We start from the raw sequence: 26,477 nt of genomic DNA, 5'->3' as shown, positions 1-26,477 counted from the left end.
TTATGGCACATCCCGGCCCATGTCGCTATCAGGTTCCTCACTGTCGACGTCGGCAACGTCCCCGGTCCCCCGCTGCTTCCAGCCGGGCGTCGGCGGGCGTCGGGTGAGCAGCCGCTGCAGCGGCACCGGCCGTACGGCGACCCGGCGCACGCCCCGCACCGCCCGGCGGGCCACGGGGACCTGGCGCAGCCGGGCGCGGGTGTTGTCGCGTTCGGCGATGCGGTGCCTGCCCACGAGACGGTCTGCCACCGTCAATGCAAGTCCGAACACCACGATCAGGGCACCGACCCCGAAGGCGCCCTCATAGGCCAGGCGCGCCGCCACGGCCCCGAGCACGAAGGATCCGAGTCCGGTGCCGGCGTCATAGGAGATGTTCCACAACGCAGACGCCTCCGAGACCCGCGAGCGCGGCAGCCGGAAGAACATCGACAGCAGCGCCTCGTTCTGCACGACGCCGAAGCCGCCGCCGAACAGGACCGCCGCGAGCACCAGCCACCAGACAGAACCACCGGTCATGATGGTCACGGCCATCAACCCCACTCCCAGCAGCCCCATCAGCTGGCCCGGAAGCATCGTCAGGCCGGGCATGCCCCGACGGTCGGCGATCACGCCGGAACCGTAGCGGAAGACCATTGCCGCACCACCGGTGATCGAGAGCATCACGCCACCGATCACGGCGCCAGCGACGGGGTCGAGCTCGCGGACAGCCGCCGGGAGAAACGCCGACACCGCACCAAAACTCATGGACAGCGTGGTCACCGCCAGCGCGGGGACGGTGACCAGGCGCCAGGTGGGCACCGGCGGACGCTGCCCCTCCTCCGGGTGCTCATAGTGGGAGGCCGCGCGCTTCGGGGCGGCCTTGAGACGCGGGATCCGCAGACACATCAGCGCCGCGACGAGGGCCACTGCGGTGGAGATGACGTAGACGACGGCGAAGCTGGTGGTCTGACCGATCGCCAGTCCCATGGGGAGGAACACCATCTGGGACAGTCCGATGAACACACCGAGCATCCCGGAGCCCTTGCCCAGGAAACGCACCGGCACCAGCTCGGCGATCAGGGCCGACTCGGCCACGGTGATGGCACCGAAGCCGATGCCGCGCAGGGCCGAGAAGAGCAGCACCGGCACGGCGTCCATGCCCAGCAGGTAGCCCAGAGTGGGGACACCCAGCATGATGGCGGCGAAGACCATCACCGGGTTGTAGCCGAATTTCCGGAGCGCGGCAGGCGTCCCGATCTGCGTGAGCACGGTCGCGGCCATGAAGAGGCCCGTGGTGGCGCCAGCCAGGGCGTCACTGCCGCCGGAGTCGATCACCGCCAGCGGAATGACGGGCAGCAGCATCGACCAGCTGCCGAAGGCGGCGGCCACGGCGACCAGGGTGGCGACGAATCCGGGGCTCTTCCAGATGCTGTCGAGTTGCTCGATCTGTTCGCGTGAAAGAGCCCGGGTCGCCACTTAAGTCATCGCTCCAATCAACCACATGACCGCCCCCAGAACAGCGAGGGCGGCCAAAACCGCCATGATCCCGGTGAGGAACTTGCTGCCGTTCTGATAGGCCGACCAGGTTCCTCCCACGAGGAGACCGGCGACAATGAACAACAGGTAGATCATCCAATTATTGTTGTCACCGGACTGTTCCTGAGCAACTGTAGCAAGCTGGATCATCAGTTACAGGGCCCCCTTCGTGGAGGGCACCCCAGTGACGCGGGAATCCCGCTCCACAGCGGCACGCAGGGCACGGGCCACCGCCTTGTACTCGGCTTCGGTGATGTGGTGTGGATCGCGGCCGTAGTGGCAGATCACGTGCAGCGTGATCCGGGAGTTCAGCGCCAGGGTCTCGAAGAAATGCTCGTTGATCACCGTGGCATAGTGCCCGCCGATGATCTGGTGAACCATGTGCTCCGGCTCGCCGGTCATCACGAAATAGGGTCGTCCGGAAATATCGGCCACGGCCTCCACCAGCGCCTCATCCATCGGCAGCTGCTGGGAGCCGAAGCGGCGAATGCCCTTCTTGTCCCCCACCGCGGCCAAAAGTGCCTGGCCGAGCACGATAGCCGTGTCCTCGACGGTGTGGTGGGCATCGATTTCGACGTCGCCGGTGGCCTGGACCTTGAGGTCGAAACTGCCGTGCACCCCGAAGGCGGTGAGCATGTGGTCGAAGAAGGGCAGACCGGTTGAGACGTCAACCTGGCCGCTGCCGTCGAGGTTGATCTCGACGGAGATGTCGGATTCGGAGGTGGTGCGGCTGGCCCGTCCGATGCGGGGGTCAGAAATGGTCACGGAAAGGCTCCTTAAAGCTTCAGGCCGGCGATCTGTTCGGCGGCGGCGAGGAAAGCGTCGTTTTCACCGGGGAGACCGATAGTGGTGCGCAGCCAGCCGGCCACCCCGACATCGCGGATGAGCACGTCGTGCCCCAGGAAAGCCTGCCAGGCGGCGTGCTGGTCCGCGAAGCGGCCGAAGAAGACGAAGTTCGATTCGCTGGGCACCAGGTCAAAACCGAGGTCGGTGAGACGGCTGACCACCCGGTCCCGTTCCGTGGCAAGCTTTGCCACGGTGGACAGGGTGTCTTCGCTGTGCCGCAGCGCCACCGTGGCAGCCGCCTGGGAGAGCACAGACAGGTGGTACGGCAGGCGCACCAGCATCACCGCCTCAATGAACGCCGGCGCGGCCACGAAGTAACCGAGACGTCCGCCGGCGAAGTCGAAGGCTTTGGACATCGTCCGCGAAACCACGACCTTGGACGGGTACTCGGCGATCAGGGACACCGCCGAGGGGGAGTCAGAGAACTCGGCGTAGGCCTCGTCGACGATGACGATTCCCGGTGCCGCATCCAGGATGCGGCGGATGACGGGGAGCGGGGTGACGTCACCGGTGGGGTTGTTCGGGGTGGTGACGAAGATGACGTCGGGCCGGTGTTCCGCGATGGCGGCCAGAGCGGCATCGATGTCGATACGGAAGTCTGCGCCTCGCGGACAGTTGATGAATTCCGTCTGCGTGCCGGCGGACAGGATCGGGTGCATCGAATAGCTCGGTTGGAAGCCGAGGACCTTCCGCCCCGGCCCGCCGAAAGCCTGGAGCAGTTGTTGGAGAACCTCATTGGAGCCGTTGGCTGCCCAGAGGTTCTCCGCAGAGACCGTCACTCCGGTCTGGGTGCTCACGTACCCGGCGAGGGCGGTCCGCAGTTCCACGGAGTCTCGTTCCGGGTAGCGATTCAGCTCGGTGGCCACCTTGTCCACGGTGGCCACCAGATCCTGAACCAGCGCGGGCGACGGCGGATAGGGGTTCTCGTTGGTGTTGAGCCGGACCGGGACATCCAGCTGCGGTGCCCCGTATGCGGATTTGCCACGCAATTCCTCGCGCAGCGGCAGGGTATCCAGAGTCACGTCAGCGGCGACAGTGGTGTTTTCAGTCATAGGTCAGTTGTCCTCCTGCGTGGCCAGATTCTCAAAACGGGCACGGATGGCCTCGCCGTGAGCGGGCAGATCCTCGGCGTCAGCGAGCGCCACCACGGTCGCACTGATGTCCTGCAGGGCCGACTCGTCGTACTCGATGAGGTTGACCGGACGCAGGAAGGTGTGGGTGGTCAGCCCGGAGCTGAACCGGGCGGTGCCGGAGGTGGGCAGCACGTGGTTGGAACCGGCGGCGTAGTCCCCCAACGGGACCGGGGCGTAGTTGCCCACGAAGATGGCGCCCGCGTTCCTGATCTGTTCCGCCACCTGCCGGGCGTGGCGGGTGTGGATCTCCAGGTGCTCGGCGGCGTAGGCGTCGGCCGTCCGGATGCCGGCGGCGAGATCGTCCACCAGCACGGTACCGGACTGCTGGCCCCGCAGGGCCTCCGCCACCCGATCCGCGTTCCGGGTGACCGTGTAACGCGCGCTGATCTCCTCGTTGACGCGGACAGCCAGTTCCTCGGAGTCGGTGATCAGCACCGAGGCCGCCATGACGTCGTGCTCGGCCTGGCTGATCAGGTCATAGGCCACCGACACCGGGTCAGCGGAGTTATCGGCCAGAATGGCGATCTCGGTGGGACCGGCTTCTGAATCAATGCCGACGACGCCGTTGACCAGTCGCTTGGCAGCCGTGACGAAGATATTGCCGGGGCCGGTGACCTTGTCCACCGGGATCAGTCCCGCGTCCTCGTCGCCGTAGGCCAGCAACGCGATGGCCTGGCCACCGCCGACGGCCCACACCTCATCAATCCCCAACAACGCACAGGCTGCCAGGATAGTCGGGTGCGGCAGGCCGCCGAACTGCTCCTGAGGTGGGGACGCCACGACCAGGGACTCCACTCCGGCCGCCTGAGCGGGCACGACGTTCATGATCACGCTCGACGGGTACACGGCATTCCCACCGGGTACGTAGAGACCGACGCGGGAAACCGGGAGGAACACCTCGGTGACCGTGGCGCCGGGTGCCAGTTCAGTGGTGTGGCCGGCGGGAACCTGCTCGGTGTGGACCTTGCGTACGCGGGAAATAGCTTCCTCGAGGGCATCCCGGACCTGCGGCTCCAGCTCCGTCAGGGCCGTCCTGAGGGCCTGGGCGGGTACCCGCACCGAACCGGGACGAACGCGGTCGAACTTCTCGCCGTACTCCAGGGCCGCCACTGCACCACGATGGCGAACATCCTCGACCAGCGGAGCCACGGTGGGCAGAACCGAATTAACGTCGGTTCCACCCCGCGGCAGGGTACGGCGGAGTTCACTCACGGAAGGGGTTCGACCACGCAGGTCGATGATGTTCAGCATGGGTGGCAGCTTTCTGAGGTGTCTCGAAGCGGTGGGCGGGGCGTTGGCCGGAGACTCCGGTGATGCTCCGGGAAGCCCCACCCCGGCTCCCGGCTCCGCGGGGTCCGGGGTTGAGACCGTGGAAAACGAAGCTCAGGCCACGTACCGACCATTGTAGGCCTAGCCGTTCAGGTCGCCGAAACCCACCCTTTGCCCCCGCAAAGCAGATACACTGGGACGACACGCCGCCGTCGTGGCGGCGACTGAAAACCATGGAGAACAGTCCCCACAACACGCAAGAAGGAATGCCATCACCTTGAGTGAACACACGGGCGGTCAAGACAGGGTTTCACCACGTCTTCCTGTCGATGTCACCTTGGCTGCCGTCCGGATCGCCGGGGAGAGCTTCGGCTACGGCTGCTATCCCGCCCCCGACCGGCTGGTGTTTCCCTGGCAGGACCACCGGGTGACCGCCTACGTCCTCGGCGGATACGGGGTACTTGCAGACACCCCTGCCACGCTTGTCCTGGAGGGTGAGCTCCGCCGTGACCTCGACCTGGCCCAGGCCAATGAGCTCGCCGTCACGCTCAACACCTGGAACCAGGAGCGGCTCGGACCGGTGCTTTCCTTCCGGTTGACCGATGAGGGCAGGATTTCCGTGCGGGCCCGTTCCTCGGTGCAGATCCGTGTCGGACTGAGTGAAGAACAACTCGCTGATGCGGTGAACCAGGCCATGGAGACCACCCGTCTCGCGGTGATGACGCTGGTGGATGACTTTCCCCAGCTCGGCTATCCGGAGGAGTTGGTGCCTGAATACCACTCCGGGGACGGGATCGCGGCAGCGGACGAAGACACCTCCGATCCCCGGTTCCGGGCCGACCAGGCAGCTCTGAAGACTCCGCTCCCCGGCGCCATCCCGGATGCCGGGACCGGCTCCTCGCCCCGCCCCGCGGTCGATGCGGAACCGGGTGCCGAGGAGGCTGACACCGGCCGGCTCGCCGAATTCCGTGATCTGTTCGAGTATCTCGACCAGCCGGACGACGACACCGGTACTCCCCCGCTTTTTCCCCATCCCGGAGGTGAACAACCCACCGTGAGCCCCCGACACCGTGAGCCCGAGCCGGAGAACTCCGACGACAACACCGGCGAGTTCCCTTATCCCGTCACCCTGGACCGGGTTCGGGCGGCCCTGACGGACCTCGGTGTGTCCCGCACCAGAGGTGATGACGAGGTCATCGTCGCCTGGGTCAACGACGTGCTCTTCGGCTTCTTCCTGGACAACGGGCCGAGCTACCTGGTCAAGGGCCACTGGGACCCCAACCTTGATCCGGACCGGGACTTCATGCGGGTGTTCCTGCTGTGCAACGACTGGAACGAGGGCTCGGTCAACACCAAGGCCTTCTGCCATGCCGACGCCGACGGTCTACAGGTCCGGGTGGAGTTCACCGCCCCGGTGGGCGAAGGTCTCAATGACGCGCAGCTCGGCCACAACACGGCGGTAGCCATCAACCAGGTGCTGCACGCCCTGGATTCGATCAGTGCCGATGCCACCGGTGAATCCGTGGTGCACTGGCCACCGCGGGACGACAACTGACCCGACCGGCTGGGGCCGGCCACCTCCCCTGGCCGCGTCAGAACATGGCGGGCGACTGATCGGTACCAGTCTCCGGCGGAGACACCAGCACCGCGCACCAGTAGGCCAGGGAAGCCATGAAAGGCGCTGCCGCCAATCCGATGCCCGCGGTGATGCCGGGCACGAGCGTCATGCTGCTGCCCGGTTCCACATTCTCCAGGTCCGGGACCGGATGGATCAGGTGGGTGACCACATTGCCCGCCGAGAAGAAGACCACGGCCCCGAAGAAGGTGCACACCGTCACCCAGAGCAGCATGAGCGAGCCGCGGGTATGTGGGGAACTGACAAACATCACCAGCGCCAGGAGAGCACCCAACAGCCCGGTGGCCACGACAAACGTGATGAAGGCAGTGAATTCGACATTGAACGCGGGCACGAGGCTGACAGCCCCGGCGTCATCAACGGTGGCCTCGTACCCCGGACGCAGCAATCCCCAGAGCACTCCCACAACGGCGTAGACACTGAGGCTGAGTGCGAGAAAACCCGCGGTGGAACCGATACCCCGGCTGGGGCGCCGACGGTTCTTCCGCGGGTAGGTTGCAGTGGCGGTAGCTCCGGTCATAGCTTCCCAGGCTACCCCTGCGCGTACTAGTTACAGAACTTCCAGACGCCGTCCTCGTGGCGGAAGCGCTGCACCTCAGTCTGGGACTGGCCGTCCGACGTCACGGTGACGCTGGCGGAGGCCGTGCCACCGTCAACCTGGACGTCCTCCACGGCATCGACGCCGGGATTGGAGTTGGCGTACTCCGGAACCGCACTCAGCGGCAGATCCGGAACATTCGCCAGATCGAAGGCCGCGGGTCCACCGGCCTCCTGGATGACCTCATGACAGGTGTTCGCGGGCAGGTAGCCCAGGATGTCGTGCAGGGTCTCGGCGTCGTACATGCCGGTGATCAAGGACTCGATCTCAGCGCGGTCAGCTTCGTCAGCCGGCTGGCCACCCTCCACCGGCGCGAGCTTCTCGAAGGTCAGCTGGTTGCCGCTGAGCGGATCCACCACGCCGGCGGCGGGGTCAATGTCCTCGCCGTCGGTGGCATCGGTCGGGGTCACGTCGCCCTCTACCGCAGCGCCGCCCTCAACCTCGACGTCCTTGGAGTCCGCCTTGTCACCGTCCACGGTGTCACCCTGCTTCGCGGCAACGACCTCAGTGGTGGCGGTCGCTGCGACATCCTGGGCCTCAGTGCTCTCCTCAGATCCGGAGCTGCAGGCACCGAGAACGAGCGGAGCGATGAACGCAGAGGCGAGCAGGGTCTTCTTGAGCGGGGAAAGAGTCGGCACTGAAATGGTCTCCTGAAATCTGTGGTGGGTCACTGTCCGAACCGGGAGCACGGGGGATTTCCCGGCGGAACCAGAATCTCCCAAGCGCTTAATGCGCACGTAAGACCCGAGGTTAGCAAGACAAACAAAGTTTTAACTTACCTTTTCCTGAGAATTGTAGCGCAACCCGTGACCTTCACACGGGCTAAGCTGAAGGGGTGCAATTGAGCAGGACAAAGATACTGGATGCTGGCCTTGAGATTCTCGATTCCTACGGCTTGGCAGACCTGACCATGCGCCGCCTGGCAACCCGATTGGGGGTGGCACCGGGAGCCCTCTACTGGCACTTCGCCAACAAACAGACACTGATCGAGTCGATTGCCCGCCGCATCCTCGATCCTATGCTTCCGGAGGGGGATTCCTCTACCCGGGACTGGCCGGAAGCCTCCCACGGCGACCGGGAGGCCACCCCCGGCGCCCCGGAGAGCGCGGCCCACTGGTGCACCCGGCTGCGTGCCGCGCTGCTGCGACGCCGGGACGGGGCGGAACTTGTCGGGGCGGCGGTGGCGATGACTTCCCTGCACGGCGAGCTGCTGACCGAACTGGAAACACGCCTCGCCGCGGACACCGACCGGAGCGTGGGAGCAGCCACGCTCCTCCACTTCGTGCTCGGTTCCACTGTGCTGGAGCAGTCGGCCCGGCAGGCGGCAGCCGCCACTGGCACCACACCCGCGGATACCGTGGGTGAGACTGGTCAACCCTCTCCCGCGACCACGGAATTCGATCGTGGTATCGAGATCATTCTGACGGGACTGTCCGGCGCCGGCACCAGCGGGAACTGACCCGAAAAGACCCTCCCCGCGGTGTACTCAGAAATCCAGGGAGAGGTGCAACGGCACCACTGAGTGGGTCAGGGCGCCCACCGAGAGGAAGTCCACACCGCAACGGGCGTGGGCGAGCGCCAGTTCCATCGTGAGCTGACCGGCCGATTCCAGACGAGTTTCCGGGGAGAGCTTCGCCCGGCGTTGCACCGCAATCTGGGTGGCCCAAGGCTCCAGGTTCTTCAGCTTGATCTCCTCAGGGCGCTCTGCGAGCACCTCGTCGAGCTGGGACAGCGAACTGACCTCGACCTCGCACCACATGTCTGGGTGGCGTTCCCGCACCGCGCGCAGCGCCGGAACCACTCCCCCGGCGGCAACCGCATGGTTCCCCTTGATCATGATGCGGTCACCCAGCCCCAGCCGGTGGTTGACTCCGCCGCCGACCCGCACCGAGTACTTCTGCAGCATGCGGAGTCCGGGCAGGGTACGCCGGGAGTCGCGGACCCTGGTGCTCGTCCCGGCAAGCGCATCCACCCACGCCGCCGTCCCAGTCGCGATACCGGACATGTGGGTGAGGAGGTTCAGGATCGTCTGCTCGGCGGTGAGGATGTCACGGGTCATCGCATCAATCCGCAGGATCTCCTGGCCCACGCTGGCGCGATCGCCGTCGCGGAGCAGCGCGTTCACCCGGAACTCGCCGGTTGCTACCTGCGTGAGCACCCTGGCGACCAGGTCAAGTCCCGCGACGGTGCCTGGCCGATGAGCCCGGATCGCCGCGGTGGAGAGCTGTCCCGGCGCGACGGTCGCCCGGGCGGCCAGGTCAGGGCCGTAGGCCAGGTCCTCCTGGAGCGCGGCCGCGATAATCCGGTCCGCAACCTCCAGGTCCAGGCTCATCTGGGCCAACTTCGGTGTCATACAGGTCTCCCCATTGCAAGCTGCCGGTACGGTCGCGCTCATCGACGCCCGGTGAGGCGGCGCCGCGGTCCCGCCCGGGCCCGCGAGAGACGTACCCCGGCTGCGGAGATGGCGTGGCCCCACCTTATCCGCCAGGCGCGGGCGCCGAAGGGGATTCGCCGAGATTCTGCGCACCCCGGCGCCCTCACCCGCGGATCCCGCAACTTGCGGTCACATGCAAAGCCCGGTGGCGATTCCCGCCGCGCCGCCGCCCGTCGGGTATTAGACCCCGTGCGTCAGTATGCTTGGAAAACATGACATCATCTGCAGTCCCCTTCCCGGTCTGGCCGGGCGACGCGTACCCGTTGGGCTCGACGTACGACGGTGCGGGCACGAACTTCGCAATCTTCTCGGATGTCGCCGAGAAGGTCGAGTTGTGCCTGATCGACCGCGATGAGAACGAGGTACGCGTCAACCTGGAGGAGGTGGACGCGCATATCTGGCACTGTTACCTGCCCGGCGTCCAACCCGGCCAGCGTTATGGCTACCGGGTGCACGGCCCCTACGACCCGGCGAACGGCAAACGGTGCGACCCCAACAAACTGCTGGTGGATCCCTACGCCCGGGCCTTCGACGGCGAGTTCGACGGTCACCCCTCCCTCTTCAGCTACGACATCACCGACCCAGACAATCCGGAGGGGCGCAACACCGAGGACAGCCTCGGACACACGATGAAGTCTGTCGTGATCAACCCCTTCTTCGACTGGGGTTCGGACCGCGCGCCGCGCACCCCCTACAACGAGACGGTCATCTACGAGACCCATGTCCGGGGGATGACGATGACACACCCCGATGTGCCGGAGAATCTCCGCGGCACCTACGCAGGTCTCGCCCACCCTTCCGTCATCGGGTACCTGAAGGAACTCGGCGTCACCGCCATCGAACTGATGCCCGTCCACCAGTTCCTCCAGGACGACCGCTTGCGGGAACTGGGGCTGCGCAACTACTGGGGGTACAACACCTTCGGCTTCTTCGCTCCGCACCAGGATTATGCGGCGGCCCGGAAACCGGGCAGTGCCGTCAGTGAGTTCAAGGGCATGGTGCGGGCCTACCACGAGGCGGGCATGGAGGTCATTTTGGATGTGGTCTACAACCACACCGCAGAGGGCAACCACATGGGGCCCACGATCGCCTTCCGGGGCATTGACAATGAGGCCTACTACCGCCTGGTGGATGAGGATCCGTTCCATTACATGGACTACACCGGCACCGGAAACTCCCTGAACGTACGTGACCCCCATTCCCTGCAGCTGATCATGGATTCGCTGCGCTACTGGGTCACCGAGATGCGCATCGACGGCTTCCGCTTCGATCTGGCTTCCACCCTGGCCCGCGAGTTCAATGACGTGGACCGGCTGGCCACCTTCTTCGACCTGGTCCAGCAGGACCCGGTGGTCTCCCAGGTCAAGCTCATCGCTGAACCCTGGGACGTCGGCGAGAACGGTTATCAGGTGGGCAACTTTCCGCCGCTGTGGACCGAGTGGAACGGTAAGTACCGCGACACGGTCCGTGATTTCTGGCGGGGAGAGCCGGCCACCCTGGGCGAGTTCGCCTCCCGGTTGACCGGTTCCTCGGACCTCTACGCCAACAATGACCGGCGTCCGACGGCCTCGATCAACTTCATCACGGCCCACGACGGCTTCACCCTCAATGACCTGGTCAGTTACAACGACAAGCACAACATGGCCAACGGTGAGGACAACAACGACGGCGAGAGCCACAACCGCTCCTGGAATCACGGGGTGGAGGGACCGACGGAGGACCCGGAGATCCTGGCGCTGCGCAAGCGCCAGGTCCGGAACTTCCTCACCACCTTGTTGCTGAGCCTGGGCACCCCCATGATCTCGCACGGTGATGAGCTGGGCCGCACCCAGAACGGCAACAACAACGTCTACTGCCAGGACAACGAGCTGTCCTGGATCGACTGGGAACAGCTGGACACCAACGCCGAACTCCACGGCTTCACCAAGCGCCTGCTCAATATCCGTAAGCGCCACCCCGTCTTCCGCCGGCGACGTTTCCTTGCCGGCGGCCCTCTGGGTGCTGATGTGAGGGAACGTGACATCGCCTGGCTGGTGCCTTCCGGAAAGCTGATGACCCAGGACGACTGGGACTTCGCCTTCGGCAAGGCACTGATGGTCTACCTCAACGGTGACGCCATCACCGAACCGGACGCCCGGGGCGAGAAAATCAAGGATGACTCCTTCATCATGATGTTCAACGCCCACTACGAGCCGATCACCTTCACCCTACCGCCGACCTATTTCGGCCAGAAGTGGCAGTTGATCGTCGATACCACCGAGGACAGCGGCTACCCGTTGGAAGCTGAAGTCATCGATGCCGGTGGTGCCATCGAGGTTCCTGCCCGGTCAAGCATGGTGCTCAAGCAGATCGAACCGCCGATCTACGACAATTACCGTCCCGCTTCTGAGCTCAACGCGGATTTTGAGGCCATGGCAGCCGCCGCGCAGCCGGAGGCGGAGCTGGCCGAAGACATCCTCCCCGAGACGGTGGAGCCGGAGGAAACCGACGAAGCAGACGCCGGCACCGGTCAGGGGCAGCCCGGGACCGAGGACCAGCCGGTGATCGATGAATACAGCGACGATCAGGAAACCGAGTAGGCCGGACTGCTCCGGCCCTCGCTGACACCCCCCTCACCACCAGCGGTTGACCCCGGTGGTGAGGGGGTGTGTGGCCTATTGTTCAGTCATGTCGGTGCCCTGCAGCGACGGCCCTACTCGTCAGGGGAATCATTCCCAGCAGCAACAGGACCACACCTGCGAGGACGGCCCAGTCACTCAACAACCCCCAGATCAGGCTGGCGGCGATGAGACCGACCACGCCCAACCCCAGCGCCGCGTAGATCACCCGGAAATGTCTCCGCTCCTGCATCACCGCGCCGATCCTCACTACCGAGACAACACAGGGCAGGCACGACCAGCAGCTGCAATACCGCCACATTCAACTCCTACCGAGACAACACGAAACCGTCACTGTCACCGAGAAGGCCTTCCACCCCGGAGTCAGCCCACGGTAGTCTCACCCAGATCCACGACGCCGCTCCCCTCACGGTGGTCCTGCACCCGGCTCATGTGTTCGACGGTCCAGTCCACCAGACCGCGGAGGACCGGCACCGCTGACTGTCCCAGGTCGGTCAGGCCGTAGACCACCTTCGGCGGGATCTCCTGGTGGGCGGTGCGGGTGACCAGTCCATCGTCGACCAGGCTGTGCAGTCGCTGCGAGAGCATCTTCTGGGAGATGCCGTCCACAGCTTTCTCTATCTGCCCGTAGCGCAGCTCCCCGTCCGCGAGAGTCACCACGATCAGAATCGACCACTTGTCACCGATGGCATCGAGCAGTCCCCGGCTGGCACAGTGACGGCTGAAGGGGTTCCACGGCACGGATTCCACACCCTCCGGGGGCACACGTCGATCATTCATGTGTTCACGATAGCACCGCCGGAAAATTCCCCTTTCTTTCGGTAAGTATCAAGGCTATCGTCTTAGTTGTAGAACCACTCCACCACCGAAAGGATTTTTCCATGATCCATATCACCGTCATCGGCGCCACTGGCTTCGTCGGCACCGACATCACCCGGGAGGCGGCCGCCCGCGGCCACGAGGTCACCGGTGTCAACCGCTCGGGCAAGGCCACCTCCCCGGTGGAGGGCGTGGAGTACCGCGCCGGCGACCTCACCGACACCGCCGCGGTCACTGACCTCGCCGAGGAATCAGACGTCGTGGTGATCTCCGTCTCCGGGGGCCGCGAGAACGGCGACTACGGTCCGGTCATCGAGGCCCACCGGGAGCTCATCGAGGCCAAGCCGGACGCCCGGCTGTTCATCGTCGGCGGCGCGGGTGGCCTCGAGACCGAGGACGGCACCACCCTCGTGGACGCTGGCCTGATCCCCCAGGAGTACGCGGCTGAGCCGCGCAGCTTCGTCAAGGTCCTGGAGCTCTACCGCGCCGCCGACGCCGATGTCGACTGGGTCATGCTGGCCCCTTCCCCGGAGATCGTCCCCGGCGAAAAGGCAGGCTCCTACCGGCTTTCCGATGACCGCCCCGCCGGCGACAAGGTGACCACCGGCACGTTCGCCGCAGCCGTCCTCGACGAGATCGAGAAGCCTGCCCACCGTCGCACCCGCTTCACCGTCGCCGACGCCTGAATCCGGCCCCCACGCTCCGCAGCGACCCCGCCCCGCCCGAGGTGGGACGGGGTCGACGGTAGTGTCCTGCCCCGGGGGTAAGCTTGCCGAGGAATACCGACCCGGGTGCCCACAGCTGTCCCCGGGAGCCACAGCAGGAAGGACCCGTACCGTGATCCCCGCCCAAGGTGCGCAACTGACAGTGAGCAATGACTCGATCCAGATCCACTATTCGGATCTCCTCTCCGCCATCTACAGCTCCGATGTCGAGGTGGCCGTCAAGGAGGTCACCGGGGTCGAGTCCATCCCGCCCACCGCGCTCACCTCCGGAGTGGTCCGGCTCGACGGAATCGGCGTCGACGTCGTCTTCGCCCCGAACCAGCAGAACGATGCAGCCGACTTCCTCGCCGCCGTGGAGGCTGCCCGCCGGGGGGAGGCCGCCGAACCAACGCTGATTCCCGGCCTGGATTTCGTGGGGTTTGACGTTGAGACCGCGAACGGTGACTGGGGGTCGATCTGCCAGCTGGGGGTCGTCCGCTACATCGACGGCGTGGAGGTGGCCGCCGAATCCTGGCTCTGTGTGCCACCACCCGGGATCGACACCTTTGATCCCGCGAATATCGCCATTCACGGAATCACTCCTGAGGACGTCAGGGACCAGCCGACCTTCGCCGAACGCCTGCCGCAACTGGTGGAGTTCATCGGGGACCTGCCCTTCGTCGCCCACTATGCCCAGTTTGACGCCACCGCCCTGCACCGTGCGTGCCAGGCGGCCGACGTCCCCGCCCCGGCACTGTTCTTCAGCTGCAGTCTGACTCTTGCCCGGGGAGAAAGACTCGAGATCAAGAGCCATTCGCTGCCGTATGTGGCGGAGCATCTCGGGGTGGAACTACGCCGCCACCACGATGCCACCGAGGACGCGCGCGCCTGTGCCGGCATCACCGTGGCGCTCGCCCGCCGACACCGGTTCCAGGGCAACCTCATGGAATTCACGCATGACCGGGGGTTGACCCTCGGTTCGCTCGCTGACGGCCGGGTGTTTCCCGTCCTGCGGGACCGCTCCGGTGCGTCCATCGCCATCCAACAACGCAAGTTGGCGGCAGGCAGTTCCGCCGGAGCCCTGGTGGAGGGCACGCCCGCCACCGGTGGTGACCCCACCGACCGGCCCGAAGTCGCCGACGCCGATCTGGTGCCGGAGGAGCAGATCGCGGCGGAGTCGAAACCGAAGGGGGCCGGCCGCCGTGGCCCGGCCCCGTGGGCGGCGGTGGCCACCCCGGACACCATCCCCGAGCCGAATGAGGCCGCCGACCCCGCGGGGGTCCTCTTCGGCCAGAACGTCACGCTCTCCGGTGATTTCGAACCTTATGACAAAGGCCAGCTCTGGGCCGGGATCGCCCACCACGGGGCCACCGTGGGCAAGAACGTCACCAAGAAGACCACCATCCTGGTAGCCGGCACCTGGGCCACCAAAACCTCCAAGCAGAAACGCGCGGAGGAACTGATCGCTAAAGGTCAGGACATCAAGATCTGGTCAGCCGAGGAGCTCTACTCGGTTCTCGGCCTGGATGAAGAACCACCGTTCTAGCAGGGAAATACACCCCTCCCGGGAACCGGAAGGGCGCAGGCGGAGTCTATCGATGGTGAAAGGACCTCTGCCCGCCCGACCAGGAGCCAATCACCGTGACCACTACCCTGTCCCCTCTCCCCGTTGCCCCGCCCGGGCTTTCTCAGGTGACGGAGTCGCCGTTGCACCGGAGTCATCTGTTACCCGGTCTCCATCCCGCGGGATGGGCGAAACAGCCCGGACTCAGTGATGACGGTTTCTGTGACAGCTTCGCCAGTATCGCGCTGTCCCGCCACCTGTGCGCGGGACTGCACTGTGTGGGTGGGCAACGGAGTGTGACCGTCAGTCAGCGTGGTCTCGGAGAACTGGACCTGTCCACGCACCGGGCCTGGGACTTGTCAGCGGAGAACCTGCTGCACCGTGCCAGCGGCCCGGAGGGACTGACCTTCTTCACCCGGCCGGTCACCGACCTGCTCCCCCACCCCGTTCCGGCCGTCCAGGTGGCTACTCCGGGAGCCCGGGCCACCGCCTGGCTCGCGCATCCGCACACCTTCACCATCCTGCACCGCCACCTCCGCGGCCTGCTCGGGGCGGAGGTGGCCTATCTCGCCCCCACCACCGATGTGCTCATCGCTGCTTCGGCCGGAGCTCCGGAACTGCCGGCGTTGCAGAATCGGCTCACCACCACGCACACGCCCCGGCTTCCCGGCGCGTCACTGTTGTCCGCCATCGTCCACTATGTCCGCGGCTTTCCGGCGGTGGCAGGCTGATCTCATTAGGGTGGAACCGTCATTGATTTCCCAAGTGATGTCCCGTCCCGATCCTCCGGAGGAACATGATGTCTGCCCGCCCGATCACCGCGACCTACCGCCTGCAGCTGCGCGGTCCCGAGGCTGACCCCCAAGGGGCCGGCCGTGCCTTCACCTTCGCCGAGGCCGCGGAAACCGTCCCGTACCTGGCGCAGTTGGGGATCAGTCACCTCTACCTTTCTCCGGTCTTGACGGCCCCTCCGGAATCCAACCACAACTATGATGTGACGGACCCCACCGAAGTGAATCCTGAATTAGGCGGGATAGAGGGTCTGCGGCAACTCGCCGACGCGGCCCATGAGCTCGGTCTCGGCCTCATCATGGACATCGTCCCCAACCACGTCGGCATCGATGATCCAGAGGATAACGCCTGGTGGTGGGACGTCCTCACCTACGGCAGAGACTCCGACTACGAGTACTATTTCGACATCGACTGGCACGAGGACAACGGGGCCGGCGGCAAGCTCGGGCTGCCGATCCTCGGCGCCCCCGGCGACGAAGACAAACTGGAGCTGCGGGAGCACGACGGTCAGCCGGTCCTGACCTATTACGACAACGTCTTCCCGGTCCGCCCCGGCACCAGTACCAGTCTGGAGGATGATCCGCAGGAGGTCTACGACCGCCAGTGCTACCGGTTGATGTTCTGGCGCGACGGTGTCATCAGCTATCGCCGGTTCTTCTCGGTCAACGGTCTCGCCGGGATCCGGCAGGAGGATCCCCGGGTCTTCGAGCACAGTCACCGGATTCTGCGGCAGCTGATCGCGGAGGACCTCATTGACGGTATCCGCGTCGACCACCCGGACGGCCTGTCCGACCCCTTTGAGTACCTGTCTCTGCTGCGCGACCTGATCGGCCCGGACCGGTGGTTGATCATCGAGAAGATCCTCGGCGTGGAGGAGCCCCTGGATCCCCGCCTCGCGGTGGACGGCACCACCGGTTATGACGCCCTCCGGGAACTCGATGGTGTCTTCGTCAACCGGGACGCCGAGGACCACCTGTCGATGCTGGCGCTCCAGCAGTCTGGTTCCACCTGGGACGAATCCGCGGTCACCGCCGCCGAACAGGAACTCAAACGGGAGGTCGCCCGGCACGAGTTGGCCGCCGAAGTTCGGCGACTGGCACGGGCGCTGCGCCGGGACAACTTCTCCACGGCCGGCAGCTCTGTCTCCGAGGAGCAACTGACTACCACGATCGTGGAACTGGTGGCCGCGATGCCGGTCTACCGTGCGGACTATCTCTCCCTGTCTCGGATGGTCGCCGCCCTCGTGGCGGAGATGAGCCGGCGTTTCCCCTCCCGCCGCGACGCCCTGGATCTGTTCGCTGCCGGGCTCCTCGCTGATTCCGAGGCGAAGGTCCGGTTCGCCCAGGTGTGTGGCGCCGTGATGGCCAAGGGCGTGGAGGACACCACCTTCTACCGGGCTTCCCGGTTGATCGCACTGCAGGAGGTCGGTGGCGCCCCCGGCCGCTTCGGGGTGTCGGTCGCGGAGTTCCATCTCCTCCAGCAGGAACGTGCCCGCCTGTGGCCGCGGACCATGACCACGCTGTCCACCCATGACGCCAAACGCGGCGAGGACGTGCGGGCGAGAATCCTGGAGCTGACCGAGGTACCCGACGAGTTCGCTGAATTCGTCCGCCGACTGACTGCTGTGATCCCCGCGCCCGATGAGGGTACCGGCCATTTTCTCCTGCAGAATCTCCTCGGAGTCTGGCCGGTGGACGGCGTGGTCCCCGAATCGCTGAAGGAGCGTTTCCACGCGTACACGGAAAAGTCCATCCGTGAGGCAGGGGTGCACACCAACTGGTTCGATCCGGACACCGCCTTCGAAAAGGCCGTCGGCGACTGGGTGGACGCGCTTTTCGACGGCCCCGTCTCCAATCTCATCACTACCTTCGTGGCCCCGCTGCACCGCGGCGCGGTGCAGATCTCCCTGGGCCGGAAGCTGCTGCAGCTGATCGGTGCCGGCATCCCGGACACCTATCAGGGCACGGAGTTCTTCACGGACTCGTTGGTGGATCCGGACAACCGCCGCTTCGTGGACTACACCGCCCGGGAGCAGTCGCTGGCGGTGGTGCAGTCGGGTCTGGACTGGGTGGAGCTGGCGAAGCAGGCCGCGGACACTGTGGCGCAGGGTGACACCGGTGTCGGGGATCTGCCCGCTGTCGCATTGGATGCCGCCACCCCCTACCCGCATCTGTGGACGCACGCTGACCGGGCCAAGCAGATGCTCATCCATACGGCATTGCAGCTGCGACGGGCCCATCCGGAGCTGTTCACCAGCGGCGATCATCAGGCGGTCTTCGCCGAGGGGCCGGCGGAGGCTCACCTGGTCGGTCTCGCCCGCGGTCTCGAGCCCGGAGCTGACGGGCTCGAGGTGATCGCCGTGGCCACCCGGAGTCCCCTGGTCCTGCAGCGTGAGGGCGGATGGCGCGGAACCACCCTGACGCTGCCGGCGGGAACCTGGCGGGAGGAACTGTCGGGGCGCACGTTCACCGGCATGGTGCCCGTCGCCGAGGTGCTCCGGGTGCTGCCTACGGCCCTGCTCCGGAAGTTGCCGGAAGAATCCGGGGAGTAGACTACGGGGCGTCATGAACAACAAGGTCATCGCCCGTCTGGGCAGTTACTACCATGAGTGGGTGCGCGCCCATCCTTTCGCCGCCGCGGAGTTCTCCGAGACGTTGGAGGACCTGCTCAGTGACGGCGGTGTCACGTACGACCGGGTATGGGCACGGGTAAAGGACTGGCCGTCCCTGAAAGCGAAGGCCCGCAAGCTCAATCCTGACGGGTCGCCGCAGTACCCGGATCCGTGGCAGGACATCCACGACATCGTCGGTGTCCGGGTGACCACTTACCACTCCACGGAGATTCCGGCCGCGCTGGCGGTGCTGCGCGATTCCTTCAAGGTCCGCCGCAACGTGGACAAGACCACTGAGACGCGGGTGTCGGGCACCTTTGGGTACGGTTCCCACCACCTGATCCTGGAGGTCGATGACTCCATCGAGGAGCTCGCCGAGTATCGTGGCCTGATCTTCGAGGTTCAGATCCGGACGGTGCTGCAGCACGCCTGGGCAGAGTTTGAACACGACATCCGGTACAAGCGGGGACCAGAGGATCCTGATCCGGCCGTGGACCGGGCCTTCACCCTGGCTGCGGGCCTGATTGAACTGGCGGATCAGCAGTTCGACCTGATCGCCTCCATCCAGAATGCGGAGACCACCACGGACGACGACGTCGAACTCAGTGCGGAGACTCTCCCCGGCGTGCTGGCGGTGGTATTGGGAAACCGGTTTCCGCGGCCACGTTCCGAGCATTTCCGATGGCTGGAGGAACTGCTCGCCGCCAATGGCGTGACCACCGTCCGAGAGCTGCGTCAGTTACTGCGCGAGGAGGACATTGACGCGGTTACCCGTGCCGTGGACTACCGCTTCCGCCCCGGACAGGTGCGCCTGATCGACGATCTGCTGCTGCGGCAGTTCGGTCAGAGCCATATCGACCGAACGGGCGACACCGGCAATCGGGCGTCGCAGCGTCCGAAACGACTACAGAATCGCCTGAAACTGATGCGTCGCGCACACATCACGGAGGATTCCGGGTAACCTGCCCGTAGTACAAGCGCCCAGAACCTAAGGAGCACCACGCGATATGAGCAGTTTTTCCATCCGCGAAGATTTCCCCGTCCTCGCCGATTTCATTCACGTCTGGGCACTGTCCACCGCGGACTTCTTCCGTGATTTCGGCATCAACTTCCCGCCGCCGGAGTGGGGCCTGTTCTAGGGACCAGCCAGAATCAGGGACGTTGGCGCAGCTGATCCAGCTGCCGGCGTTCCTTTTTCGTTGGTCGACCTGCCCCACGGTCCCGCTTCGGCACGGACGGCATCATTTCCTTCGGCGGCGGGGGTGGCGTGTGGTCGACATAGCAGCGCCGGGCTGCGGGAGCGCCGAGACGTTTGCGTGGGGTGTCGAGCACCTCCACGTCATATTCGCGGTGGTCCTTCCACAGCCGTACCCGATCCCCCGGTACGACCTGCTGCGCCGGTTTGACCGAGGAGCCGTTGATCTTGACGTGTCCGGCGCGGCAGGCGTCGGCTGCCTGTGAGCGGGTCTTGATCAGTCGGACGGCCCAGATCCAGGCGTCCACCCGCACCGGAGTGCCGGCGGTGTCAGTCATCTAATAGTTGTCCTTGTGGTTGATGATGCGGTTGACCTTGCGGTAGGAGCTGAGGCCGCCGGCGACGGCGATGACCAGACCGAGGATGATCCAGATCCAGCCGCCGGACAGCAGGGTCAGCGCCAGGCCGCCCACGACACCGCCGCCCACCCAGATGACGCCGTTGCGGGTGTGCTTGCGGACGGCCGCCTTGCGTTGCTCAATGGGGTTGCGCGGGTATTTCTCCATGCTCATGTTCTAGAGTCTAGTCAACGTGACTCCACCCATGCGGAACCTGCTTCCACCGGCATCACCCGGCCCGAGGTGACGGCGGCCAACTGGGACTCCAGCTCCGCCAACTTCCCCGGGGCCGTGGCGAGGGTATAGGTCACCACCTGGCCGTACTCGACATCTGTGACGTCGACGCCCCGGGCGCGCAGATCCGCTTCCCAGCGTCCGGCCTCCGAGTGGGGGAACTCCACGGCGTAGAGTTCCCGACGACTGCGGGTCACCCGCGAGACCCCGGGAAGAGCGTCACCGACGGAATTGGAGTAGGCGTGGACCAGGCCTCCGGCACCGAGTTTGATCCCGCCGAAGTAGCGCACCACCACCGCCGCGATATCCAGCATCCCCGATCCACGCAGCATATCGAGCATGGGTTTTCCGGCCGTTCCGGCGGGCTCCCCGTCATCGCTGGAACGTTCGACGGGGTTCGCGCCGTCGACGTGCAGCAGGTAGGCGCTGCAGTGGTGGCGGGCGTCCGGATATTGCCCGCGAACCTCGGCGATGAACTCCCGCGCCTCAGTTTCGGAGCGGGCCCGCCGGATCAGCGTGATGAACCGGGAGCGTTTGACCTCCCACTCGTGGACCGTGGTGACACCGGGGGCGGGTAATTCGTACATGTTCTGCGAGTCTAGCGATGGCGGCACCCGGCGACCTTACCTAGTCTGGCCGTATGAACAGTCAGCCTTTGAGTGTCTGGGCGCCGTACGCGCGCGATCTCCGTGTTGTCACCCGTGACGAAGGCGGGGAACAGGTCCACCCGATGCGTCGGGCCAACGGAGACTGGTGGACCAGCGACGTCACCGCCACTCCGGGGCTGCGCTACGGCTTCCAGGTCGATGCGGGTGACGGGTTCTCCCCCACCCTGCCTGACCCCCGTTCCACGTCGTTGCCCGACGGCGTGCACGGTCTCAGCCGCGTCGACACGCGCGACCACCCCTGGACCGACGAGGACTGGACGGGGCGCATCCTGCCCGGTTCCGTCCTCTATGAACTGCACGTCGGCACCTTCTCCGCGGCGGGGACCTTCGCCGGGGTCGTCGACAAGCTCGGCTACCTCCGCGAGCTCGGGGTCACCGCCATCGAGCTGATGCCCGTTCAGCCCTTTGGCGGCGAACGCAACTGGGGCTACGACGGGGTGGCCTGGCACGCGGTCCAGGAATCCTACGGGGGCCGGCAGGGACTCAAGGCGCTGGTCGACGCCGCGCACAATGAGGGCATCGCGGTCTACCTCGACGTGGTCTACAACCACTTCGGCCCCGACGGCAACTACAACGGATTCTTCGGCCCGTACACCTCCGGCGGTTCCACAGGCTGGGGTGAGGTGATCAACATCAACGGGGAAAACTCCGATGAGGTCCGCCGGTTCATCCTGGACTCCGTCCGGCAATGGTTCGAGGAGTTCCACATCGACGGCCTGCGACTGGATGCCGTGCATTCCCTCGATGACCGGGGCGCCCGCTCAATCCTGGCCCAGATGCAGGAGGTCGCCGACGAAGTGGCGGCCACGACCGGCATTCCCCGCAGTCTGATCGCCGAATCCGATCTGAATGACCCGAAGGTGATCACTGCCCCGGAGGCCGGCGGTTTCGGCCTGGCTGCGCAATGGCTGGATGATCTCCACCACAGCCTGCACACCCTGGTGTCCGGGGAAAACCACGCCTACTACGCCGACTACGGCTCCCTGACCGCGTTGGCGAAGACGCTGCGGGAAGCGTACTTCTTCACCGGCGGCTACTCCAGTTACCGCGGCCGCAACCACGGTCGGCCCATCGACCGGGAACTGATCCCGGCGAACCGGTTCGTCACCTACACCACCACCCATGACCAGGTGGGCAACCGGGCCGCAGGTGATCGCCCCTCAATGAACCTCACCCCGGCGCAGCAGGTCCTCAAGGCCGCGGTGATCTACTGTTCCCCTTACACGCCGATGCTGTTCATGGGCGAGGAGTTCGGTGCCCGGACGCCCTTCCCCTTTTTCGTCTCCCACACCGATGAGGAGCCGAACCGGCTGACCCGGGAAGGGCGGATGCGAGAGTTCGCCCGCTCGGGCTGGTCCGCGGATGAGGTGCCGGATCCGGCTGCGCCAGAGACCTTCGAGTCCGCCAAGCTGGACTGGGAACTGTCCGACGACGCCCGCCAGATCTTCGACGCCTACCGCACCCTGTTGCGGTTGCGCGGCGAGTTGGGCCTGGCCCGGCCCCGGCTGGACCAGCTGACAGTGGAGCACGGCTCCACAGAAGAGCCGTGGCTGATCATGGGCCACGAGGATGTGGTGCTGGTGGCCAATTTCTCGGACCGTCCGCTGCTGGTCCCCGTCGGCGGGGAGGAGATCATCTACAGCTTCACCACCCCGAGCATCAGCGGAGCACAGATCCAGCTCGATGCCTGGGGGTTCGCGGTCGTGAAGAGCCCCGTCTTCGGCCACCCCGGGTTGAGCGCCTAGCCGCCCGAGATCAATGACTGGGATTCCGTGATCGACGCGGTTCAGGCCAATGGAGTAGGCCCGGAGGGATCTGCGCATCGTCCTCAGCGCCATCATGGCGGATCCCCGGGTCCGGCTGGGCATCCTTGAAGGAGATGAACTCCGGTCGATCGAACCGCACTGGACGGCGGAAACCCTCGCGGAGCACATCTTCGGTCAGGAGGATCCGGTCGGCGCGATGGGACAGCTCCTGATCGACCGGTCCTAGATCAGGAAGGAGTACTCCGGGGTTCCCGGGTGCAGCTGCTGGCAATCGATGCGGGAGTTTGCCATGCGTTCCAGCAGCGGGTCCAGGTCGGCGGCGGTGCCCAGCTCCAGGCCCACCAGCGCGGCCCCGGTCTCCCGGTTGTTGCGCTTGAGGTATTCGAAGCGGGTGATGTCATCGTCTGGGCCGAGGATCTTCTCCAGGAAGTGGCGCAGCTGACCGGGCTCCTGCGGGAAGTTGACCAGGAAGTAGTGCTTGAGTCCGCGGTGCACCAGGGAACGCTCCATGACCTCGCCGTAGCGCAGGACATCATTGTTGCCGCCGGAGATGATGCAGACCACCACCTCCCCGGCCGCGAAGTTCAGGTCGTGGAGCCCGGCCACCGACAGCGCGCCGGCGGGCTCGGCGATGATGCCCTCGTTCTGGTAGAGCTCGAGCATCTCGGTGCACACGGCTCCCTCAGACACGTCCAGGATATGGAGTCGCCCGAGGTTCTTCTCGATGATCTCGTAGGGCAGCGCGCCCAGCCGCTTGACTGCGGCGCCGTCCACGAAGGGGTCCACGTCATCCAGGGTGATCGGCCCGTCATTGGCCAGAGCCGCCTGCAGGGAGGCTGCGCCGGAGGGTTCGACCCCGATGATGGCGGTCCGCGGCGCCATGTCCGCGAAATAACTGGTGACACCGGCGAGCAGCCCGCCACCGCCGACCGGCACCACCACAGAGTCCGCGGACTTGCCCAGCGACGTCAACTGGCTGAGGATCTCCGCGGCCACGGTGCCCTGACCGATGATCGTGTTGCGGTTGTCGAAGGGTTCGACAACGGTGGCGCCGGATTCGGCGGCGTCGGCGCGCGCGGCGGCGGCTGCCTCGTCGAAGTTCGCGCCGATGACCATCAGTTCGACATTGTCACCACCGTGAACCTTGATGCGGTCGCGCTTCTGCTTCGGGGTTTTGGAGGGCACGTAGATCCGGCCCTGAATGTCGAGCTGCTTGCAGGCGTAGGCCACCCCCTGGGCGTGGTTGCCCGCCGACGCCGCGACCACACCGGCGGCCCGTTCCTCCGGGGTCAGCTGACTGACTGAGTTGTAGGCGCCCCGGATCTTGTAGGAACGCACATCCTGCAGATCCTCCCGTTTGAGGTAGACCTCCACCCCGTGTTCCTCCGACAGACGTGGGCAGTACTGCAGCGGAGTGGGCGCGATGACCGACGAAATTCGTGCCTGCGCCAGCTGGACATCAGCGGCACGGATCGGCTCGACCTTCGCCGAGGACTGGGCAACGTCGTGGGTACGGGTATCGCTCATGCTGAAGAAGTTTAGCCCCTGTCCCGGACACGAGAACACCCACGACCCCGTTTACGCACTATTCATCGGCCCGACACCTGAAACGCTCCTGAGAGTAGCCCCTGCATCACCTTTCCCGGTCATGGTTGCTGACGTGAACCACCCACCCGGCACGTCCCCGGTGCCAGTTTCAAAGGAGATCCCGCCCGTGACCATCCGTCGCAGCGCCACCGCCCTGTGCGCCGCCCTTGTCACCAGCCTCAGCCTGGTTGCCCCCGCCCACGCCCTCGTCGTCGACAATCCCGTCAGTGATACCGCCCCGGATGCGGCAATCTCGTTGATCCCGATCGGTTCCCACGACACGGGCCAGTTCGACGAGTCCGCGGCGGAGATCGTGGCCTACCACCCGGGGACTGAGCAACTGCTGGTGGTGAACGCGGAATCCGGTAACATCGACCTGCTCGACATCAGTGATCCGGCGAACCCGGCCCCAGCCGGCATCATTGAATCGGGCGCCGGCAACAGCATCAACTCCGTCACCGTGCGGTCCGACGGCCTGGCTGTGGCCAACGTCGAGCCCGCGGACAAGACCGCCGAGGGCAGCATGCTCTTCTTCGACGCAGCCAACGGGGAGGAACTGGGCCGGGTCAACCTGGGAGGGTCGCTACCGGACATGGTCGGCATCAGCGCCGATGGCCGCTACGCCTACTCCGCCAACGAAGGCGAGCCCGCCGAGGACTACTCCTACGACCCGGAGGGCTCGGTCTCCGTGGTCACCCTGCCGGAGCCCGGCACCGTCGCGGCTCCGGCACAGTCCGACGTCCGCGTCGCCGGCTTCCGGGCCTGGAACGAGGACGGCGACCGCGAGCTGCATGCGGATGTCCGCATCTTCGGCCAGGTCGGCGACTCCACCACCATCGCCCAGAACCTGGAGCCGGAGTACATCACCGAGGCAGACGGCAAGGCCTACGCGACGTTGCAGGAGAACAACGCGGTGGCCGTGATCGACCTGGCCACCGCCACGGTGGAGGAGATCTGGCCGCTGGGCTTCGTCGACCACCTGGAGGTCCCGTTGGACGCCTCGGACCGGGACGAAGCGGTGAACATCGCCCACTGGCCGGTCAAGGGTGTCCCGCTGCCGGACGCCATCGAAGCCTATGAGTCGAACGGGCAGAACTATCTGGTCATGGCGAATGAGGGCGACTCCCGCGACTGGGAAGGTTACTCCGAGGAGGTGCGTGTGAAGGACCTCGGCGACCCGGAGGAGGACCTGGGTGACATGCCCGTCGCGGAGAACGTCGCGGCGCAGGCCGGGATGAGCGTCGAGGAGCTGCAGGAGGACGAGAATCTCGGCCGTCTGCGGATCACCACGTCCCTGGGATTCGACGAGGAGCAGGGCGAGTTCACCGAGCTCTACTCCTTCGGTGCCCGGGGCTTCTCCATCTTCGACACCGAGGGCAACCAGGTCTTCACCTCGGGCGCCGAGTTCGAGCGAAAGCTCGCGGAGCTGCATGAGGCCGGCGAGCTGATCTTCAACGCCAGCCACGACGAGGCCTGGTTCGACAACCGCTCGGACAACAAGGGCCCGGAGCCGGAGGGCGTCGCCCTGGGCGAAATCAGCGGCCGCACCTATGCCTTCATCGGCCTGGAGCGCATCGGCGGGGCGTTCGTCTACGACGTGACCGATCCGGCCAACGCGGAGTACGCCACCTACGTCAACAACCGCGACTTCTCGGTCAGCGCCATCGACGAGGAGACCGAGGAGGTCAACCCGGCCTGGGCCGAGGGCGGCGATCTGGGCGCCGAAGGGCTGGTCTTCATCCCGGCCGCCGACTCCCCGAACGGCAGGGACCTCCTGGCCGTCGGCAACGAGGTCTCCGGTTCCACCACCATCTTCCAGATCGACGCCCGGGCCGAGCGGCCGCAGACGTCCTCCGGCTCCGCAACCGGGGGTGTCCTGGCCGGACTGATCGCCGCACTCGGTGCCGGAATGGCGGCGCTGGGAAACTTCCTCCCCCAAATTCAGAAATTGTTCACCCGCTAGTAGTGCTTTGTTAGCTCTTGTGGGCAGGTGAGCTGAGGCGTAAATTCATATCATGAGCAGGAACAATACCACCGCCACTCATGATGACCTCGCGGACTTCATCACCGAGGTTTTCGCCTCCCTGACC

Annotated in this window: 26 protein-coding genes; 12 read left to right on the top strand and 14 right to left on the bottom strand. The window is 65.7% G+C overall.

Going from position 1 to position 26,477, the window contains the following annotated elements:
* The 5 genes from ACQCVD_RS00130 to hisD are packed head-to-tail and all read right to left on the bottom strand — an operon-like array spanning position 1 to position 4,745.
* Positions 1-1,455 carry an MFS transporter gene (locus ACQCVD_RS00130; RefSeq protein WP_426821659.1) on the bottom strand — a complete coding sequence of 485 codons (1,455 nt, stop codon included), beginning with the start codon at positions 1,453-1,455 and terminating at the stop codon, positions 1-3.
* A complete protein-coding gene (locus ACQCVD_RS00125) occupies positions 1,456-1,665 on the bottom strand; it encodes a hypothetical protein (RefSeq protein ID WP_426821658.1) in 210 nt (69 codons plus the stop codon).
* Between the two features lie 3 nt (positions 1,666-1,668).
* Entirely contained in the window at positions 1,669-2,280 is a 612-nt protein-coding gene (gene hisB, locus ACQCVD_RS00120) for an imidazoleglycerol-phosphate dehydratase HisB (protein ID WP_426821657.1), read from the bottom strand.
* A gap of 11 nt (positions 2,281-2,291) precedes the next feature.
* A complete protein-coding gene (locus tag ACQCVD_RS00115) occupies positions 2,292-3,413 on the bottom strand; it encodes a histidinol-phosphate transaminase (protein WP_426821656.1) in 1,122 nt (373 codons plus the stop codon).
* Between the two features lie 3 nt (positions 3,414-3,416).
* Positions 3,417-4,745, bottom strand: a complete 1,329-nt coding sequence (hisD, locus tag ACQCVD_RS00110; RefSeq protein ID WP_426821655.1) for a histidinol dehydrogenase — start codon at positions 4,743-4,745, stop codon at positions 3,417-3,419.
* A 355-nt stretch (positions 4,746-5,100) separates the two neighbouring features.
* On the opposite strand from hisD, the gene ACQCVD_RS00105 reads away from it, so the two are divergent.
* Positions 5,101-6,318, top strand: coding sequence for a YbjN domain-containing protein (locus tag ACQCVD_RS00105; RefSeq protein WP_426821654.1), 1,218 nt, complete (start codon positions 5,101-5,103; stop codon positions 6,316-6,318).
* Between the two features lie 37 nt (positions 6,319-6,355).
* On the opposite strand, the gene ACQCVD_RS00100 is transcribed toward ACQCVD_RS00105, so the two are convergent.
* On the bottom strand, positions 6,356-6,919 hold the full coding sequence (locus ACQCVD_RS00100) for a hypothetical protein (RefSeq protein WP_426821653.1): 564 nt from the start codon (positions 6,917-6,919) through the stop codon (positions 6,356-6,358).
* A gap of 26 nt (positions 6,920-6,945) precedes the next feature.
* Positions 6,946-7,635 (bottom strand): hypothetical protein, encoded by a 690-nt coding sequence (locus ACQCVD_RS00095; protein WP_426821652.1) that lies wholly within the window; start codon positions 7,633-7,635, stop codon positions 6,946-6,948.
* A 197-nt stretch (positions 7,636-7,832) separates the two neighbouring features.
* On the opposite strand from ACQCVD_RS00095, the gene ACQCVD_RS00090 reads away from it, so the two are divergent.
* Positions 7,833-8,456 carry a TetR/AcrR family transcriptional regulator gene (locus ACQCVD_RS00090; RefSeq protein WP_426821651.1) on the top strand — a complete coding sequence of 208 codons (624 nt, stop codon included), beginning with the start codon at positions 7,833-7,835 and terminating at the stop codon, positions 8,454-8,456.
* A 27-nt stretch (positions 8,457-8,483) separates the two neighbouring features.
* Here ACQCVD_RS00090 and nadC read toward each other — a convergent pair whose 3' ends face one another.
* Positions 8,484-9,350: a carboxylating nicotinate-nucleotide diphosphorylase gene (gene nadC / locus ACQCVD_RS00085; RefSeq protein ID WP_426821650.1), complete on the bottom strand. Its 867-nt coding sequence runs from the start codon at positions 9,348-9,350 to the stop codon at positions 8,484-8,486.
* Between the two features lie 293 nt (positions 9,351-9,643).
* Here nadC and glgX point away from each other — a divergent pair, with 293 nt between their 5' ends.
* The gene (gene glgX, locus ACQCVD_RS00080) at positions 9,644-12,010 is read left to right on the top strand and encodes a glycogen debranching protein GlgX (protein WP_426821649.1); all 2,367 of its coding nucleotides are present in this window, start codon (positions 9,644-9,646) and stop codon (positions 12,008-12,010) included.
* 82 nt (positions 12,011-12,092) lie between these two features.
* Here glgX and ACQCVD_RS00075 read toward each other — a convergent pair whose 3' ends face one another.
* A complete protein-coding gene (locus ACQCVD_RS00075; protein ID WP_426821648.1) occupies positions 12,093-12,299 on the bottom strand; it encodes a hypothetical protein in 207 nt (68 codons plus the stop codon).
* Between the two features lie 113 nt (positions 12,300-12,412).
* Positions 12,413-12,829 carry a winged helix-turn-helix transcriptional regulator gene (locus tag ACQCVD_RS00070; protein WP_426821647.1) on the bottom strand — a complete coding sequence of 139 codons (417 nt, stop codon included), beginning with the start codon at positions 12,827-12,829 and terminating at the stop codon, positions 12,413-12,415.
* A gap of 101 nt (positions 12,830-12,930) precedes the next feature.
* Here ACQCVD_RS00070 and ACQCVD_RS00065 point away from each other — a divergent pair, with 101 nt between their 5' ends.
* The 6 genes from ACQCVD_RS00065 to ACQCVD_RS00040 all read left to right on the top strand — a co-directional run bounded on the left by ACQCVD_RS00065 (position 12,931) and on the right by ACQCVD_RS00040 (position 19,678).
* The gene (locus tag ACQCVD_RS00065) at positions 12,931-13,554 is read left to right on the top strand and encodes an NAD(P)-dependent oxidoreductase (protein ID WP_426821646.1); all 624 of its coding nucleotides are present in this window, start codon (positions 12,931-12,933) and stop codon (positions 13,552-13,554) included.
* Between the two features lie 151 nt (positions 13,555-13,705).
* Complete coding sequence (locus ACQCVD_RS00060; RefSeq protein WP_426821645.1) at positions 13,706-15,118, top strand: exonuclease domain-containing protein; 1,413 nt, start codon at positions 13,706-13,708, stop codon at positions 15,116-15,118.
* A 314-nt stretch (positions 15,119-15,432) separates the two neighbouring features.
* The gene (locus tag ACQCVD_RS00055; RefSeq protein ID WP_426821644.1) at positions 15,433-15,867 is read left to right on the top strand and encodes a hypothetical protein; all 435 of its coding nucleotides are present in this window, start codon (positions 15,433-15,435) and stop codon (positions 15,865-15,867) included.
* A 68-nt stretch (positions 15,868-15,935) separates the two neighbouring features.
* On the top strand, positions 15,936-18,479 hold the full coding sequence (gene treY / locus ACQCVD_RS00050; RefSeq protein ID WP_426821643.1) for a malto-oligosyltrehalose synthase: 2,544 nt from the start codon (positions 15,936-15,938) through the stop codon (positions 18,477-18,479).
* Positions 18,480-18,492: 13 nt separating this feature from the next.
* Positions 18,493-19,500 carry a GTP pyrophosphokinase gene (locus ACQCVD_RS00045; protein ID WP_426821642.1) on the top strand — a complete coding sequence of 336 codons (1,008 nt, stop codon included), beginning with the start codon at positions 18,493-18,495 and terminating at the stop codon, positions 19,498-19,500.
* Between the two features lie 46 nt (positions 19,501-19,546).
* Entirely contained in the window at positions 19,547-19,678 is a 132-nt protein-coding gene (locus tag ACQCVD_RS00040) for a hypothetical protein (protein WP_426821641.1), read from the top strand.
* A gap of 13 nt (positions 19,679-19,691) precedes the next feature.
* On the opposite strand, the gene ACQCVD_RS00035 is transcribed toward ACQCVD_RS00040, so the two are convergent.
* Genes ACQCVD_RS00035 through ACQCVD_RS00025 form a run of 3 tightly spaced genes read right to left on the bottom strand, consistent with a single transcriptional unit; the run spans position 19,692 to position 20,953 of the window.
* Positions 19,692-20,072 (bottom strand): RNA-binding S4 domain-containing protein, encoded by a 381-nt coding sequence (locus ACQCVD_RS00035; protein WP_426821639.1) that lies wholly within the window; start codon positions 20,070-20,072, stop codon positions 19,692-19,694.
* On the bottom strand, positions 20,073-20,306 hold the full coding sequence (locus ACQCVD_RS00030; protein ID WP_426821638.1) for a hypothetical protein: 234 nt from the start codon (positions 20,304-20,306) through the stop codon (positions 20,073-20,075). It lies immediately after the preceding gene.
* A 14-nt stretch (positions 20,307-20,320) separates the two neighbouring features.
* Complete coding sequence (locus ACQCVD_RS00025; RefSeq protein WP_426821637.1) at positions 20,321-20,953, bottom strand: IMPACT family protein; 633 nt, start codon at positions 20,951-20,953, stop codon at positions 20,321-20,323.
* 53 nt (positions 20,954-21,006) lie between these two features.
* Here ACQCVD_RS00025 and treZ point away from each other — a divergent pair, with 53 nt between their 5' ends.
* Both treZ and ACQCVD_RS00015 read left to right on the top strand, forming a co-directional pair.
* Positions 21,007-22,779 (top strand): malto-oligosyltrehalose trehalohydrolase, encoded by a 1,773-nt coding sequence (gene treZ, locus ACQCVD_RS00020; RefSeq protein ID WP_426821636.1) that lies wholly within the window; start codon positions 21,007-21,009, stop codon positions 22,777-22,779.
* Between the two features lie 94 nt (positions 22,780-22,873).
* Entirely contained in the window at positions 22,874-23,026 is a 153-nt protein-coding gene (locus ACQCVD_RS00015) for a hypothetical protein (protein WP_426821635.1), read from the top strand.
* Here ACQCVD_RS00015 and ilvA read toward each other — a convergent pair.
* Positions 23,023-24,327, bottom strand: coding sequence for a threonine ammonia-lyase IlvA (ilvA, locus tag ACQCVD_RS00010; RefSeq protein WP_426821634.1), 1,305 nt, complete (start codon positions 24,325-24,327; stop codon positions 23,023-23,025). The genes ACQCVD_RS00015 and ilvA overlap by 4 nt on opposite strands.
* 187 nt (positions 24,328-24,514) lie before the next feature.
* On the opposite strand from ilvA, the gene ACQCVD_RS00005 reads away from it, so the two are divergent.
* Positions 24,515-26,350, top strand: coding sequence for a choice-of-anchor I family protein (locus ACQCVD_RS00005; RefSeq protein ID WP_426821633.1), 1,836 nt, complete (start codon positions 24,515-24,517; stop codon positions 26,348-26,350).
* The last annotated feature ends 127 nt before the right edge of the window (positions 26,351-26,477 follow it).

Source organism: Corynebacterium halotolerans (genome assembly GCF_050107895.1).
GTDB classification, from domain to species: Bacteria; Actinomycetota; Actinomycetes; order Mycobacteriales; family Mycobacteriaceae; genus Corynebacterium; species Corynebacterium halotolerans_B.
Note: the sequence above shows the minus strand (reverse complement) of the source record. Positions and strands in the feature narration are given on the sequence as shown.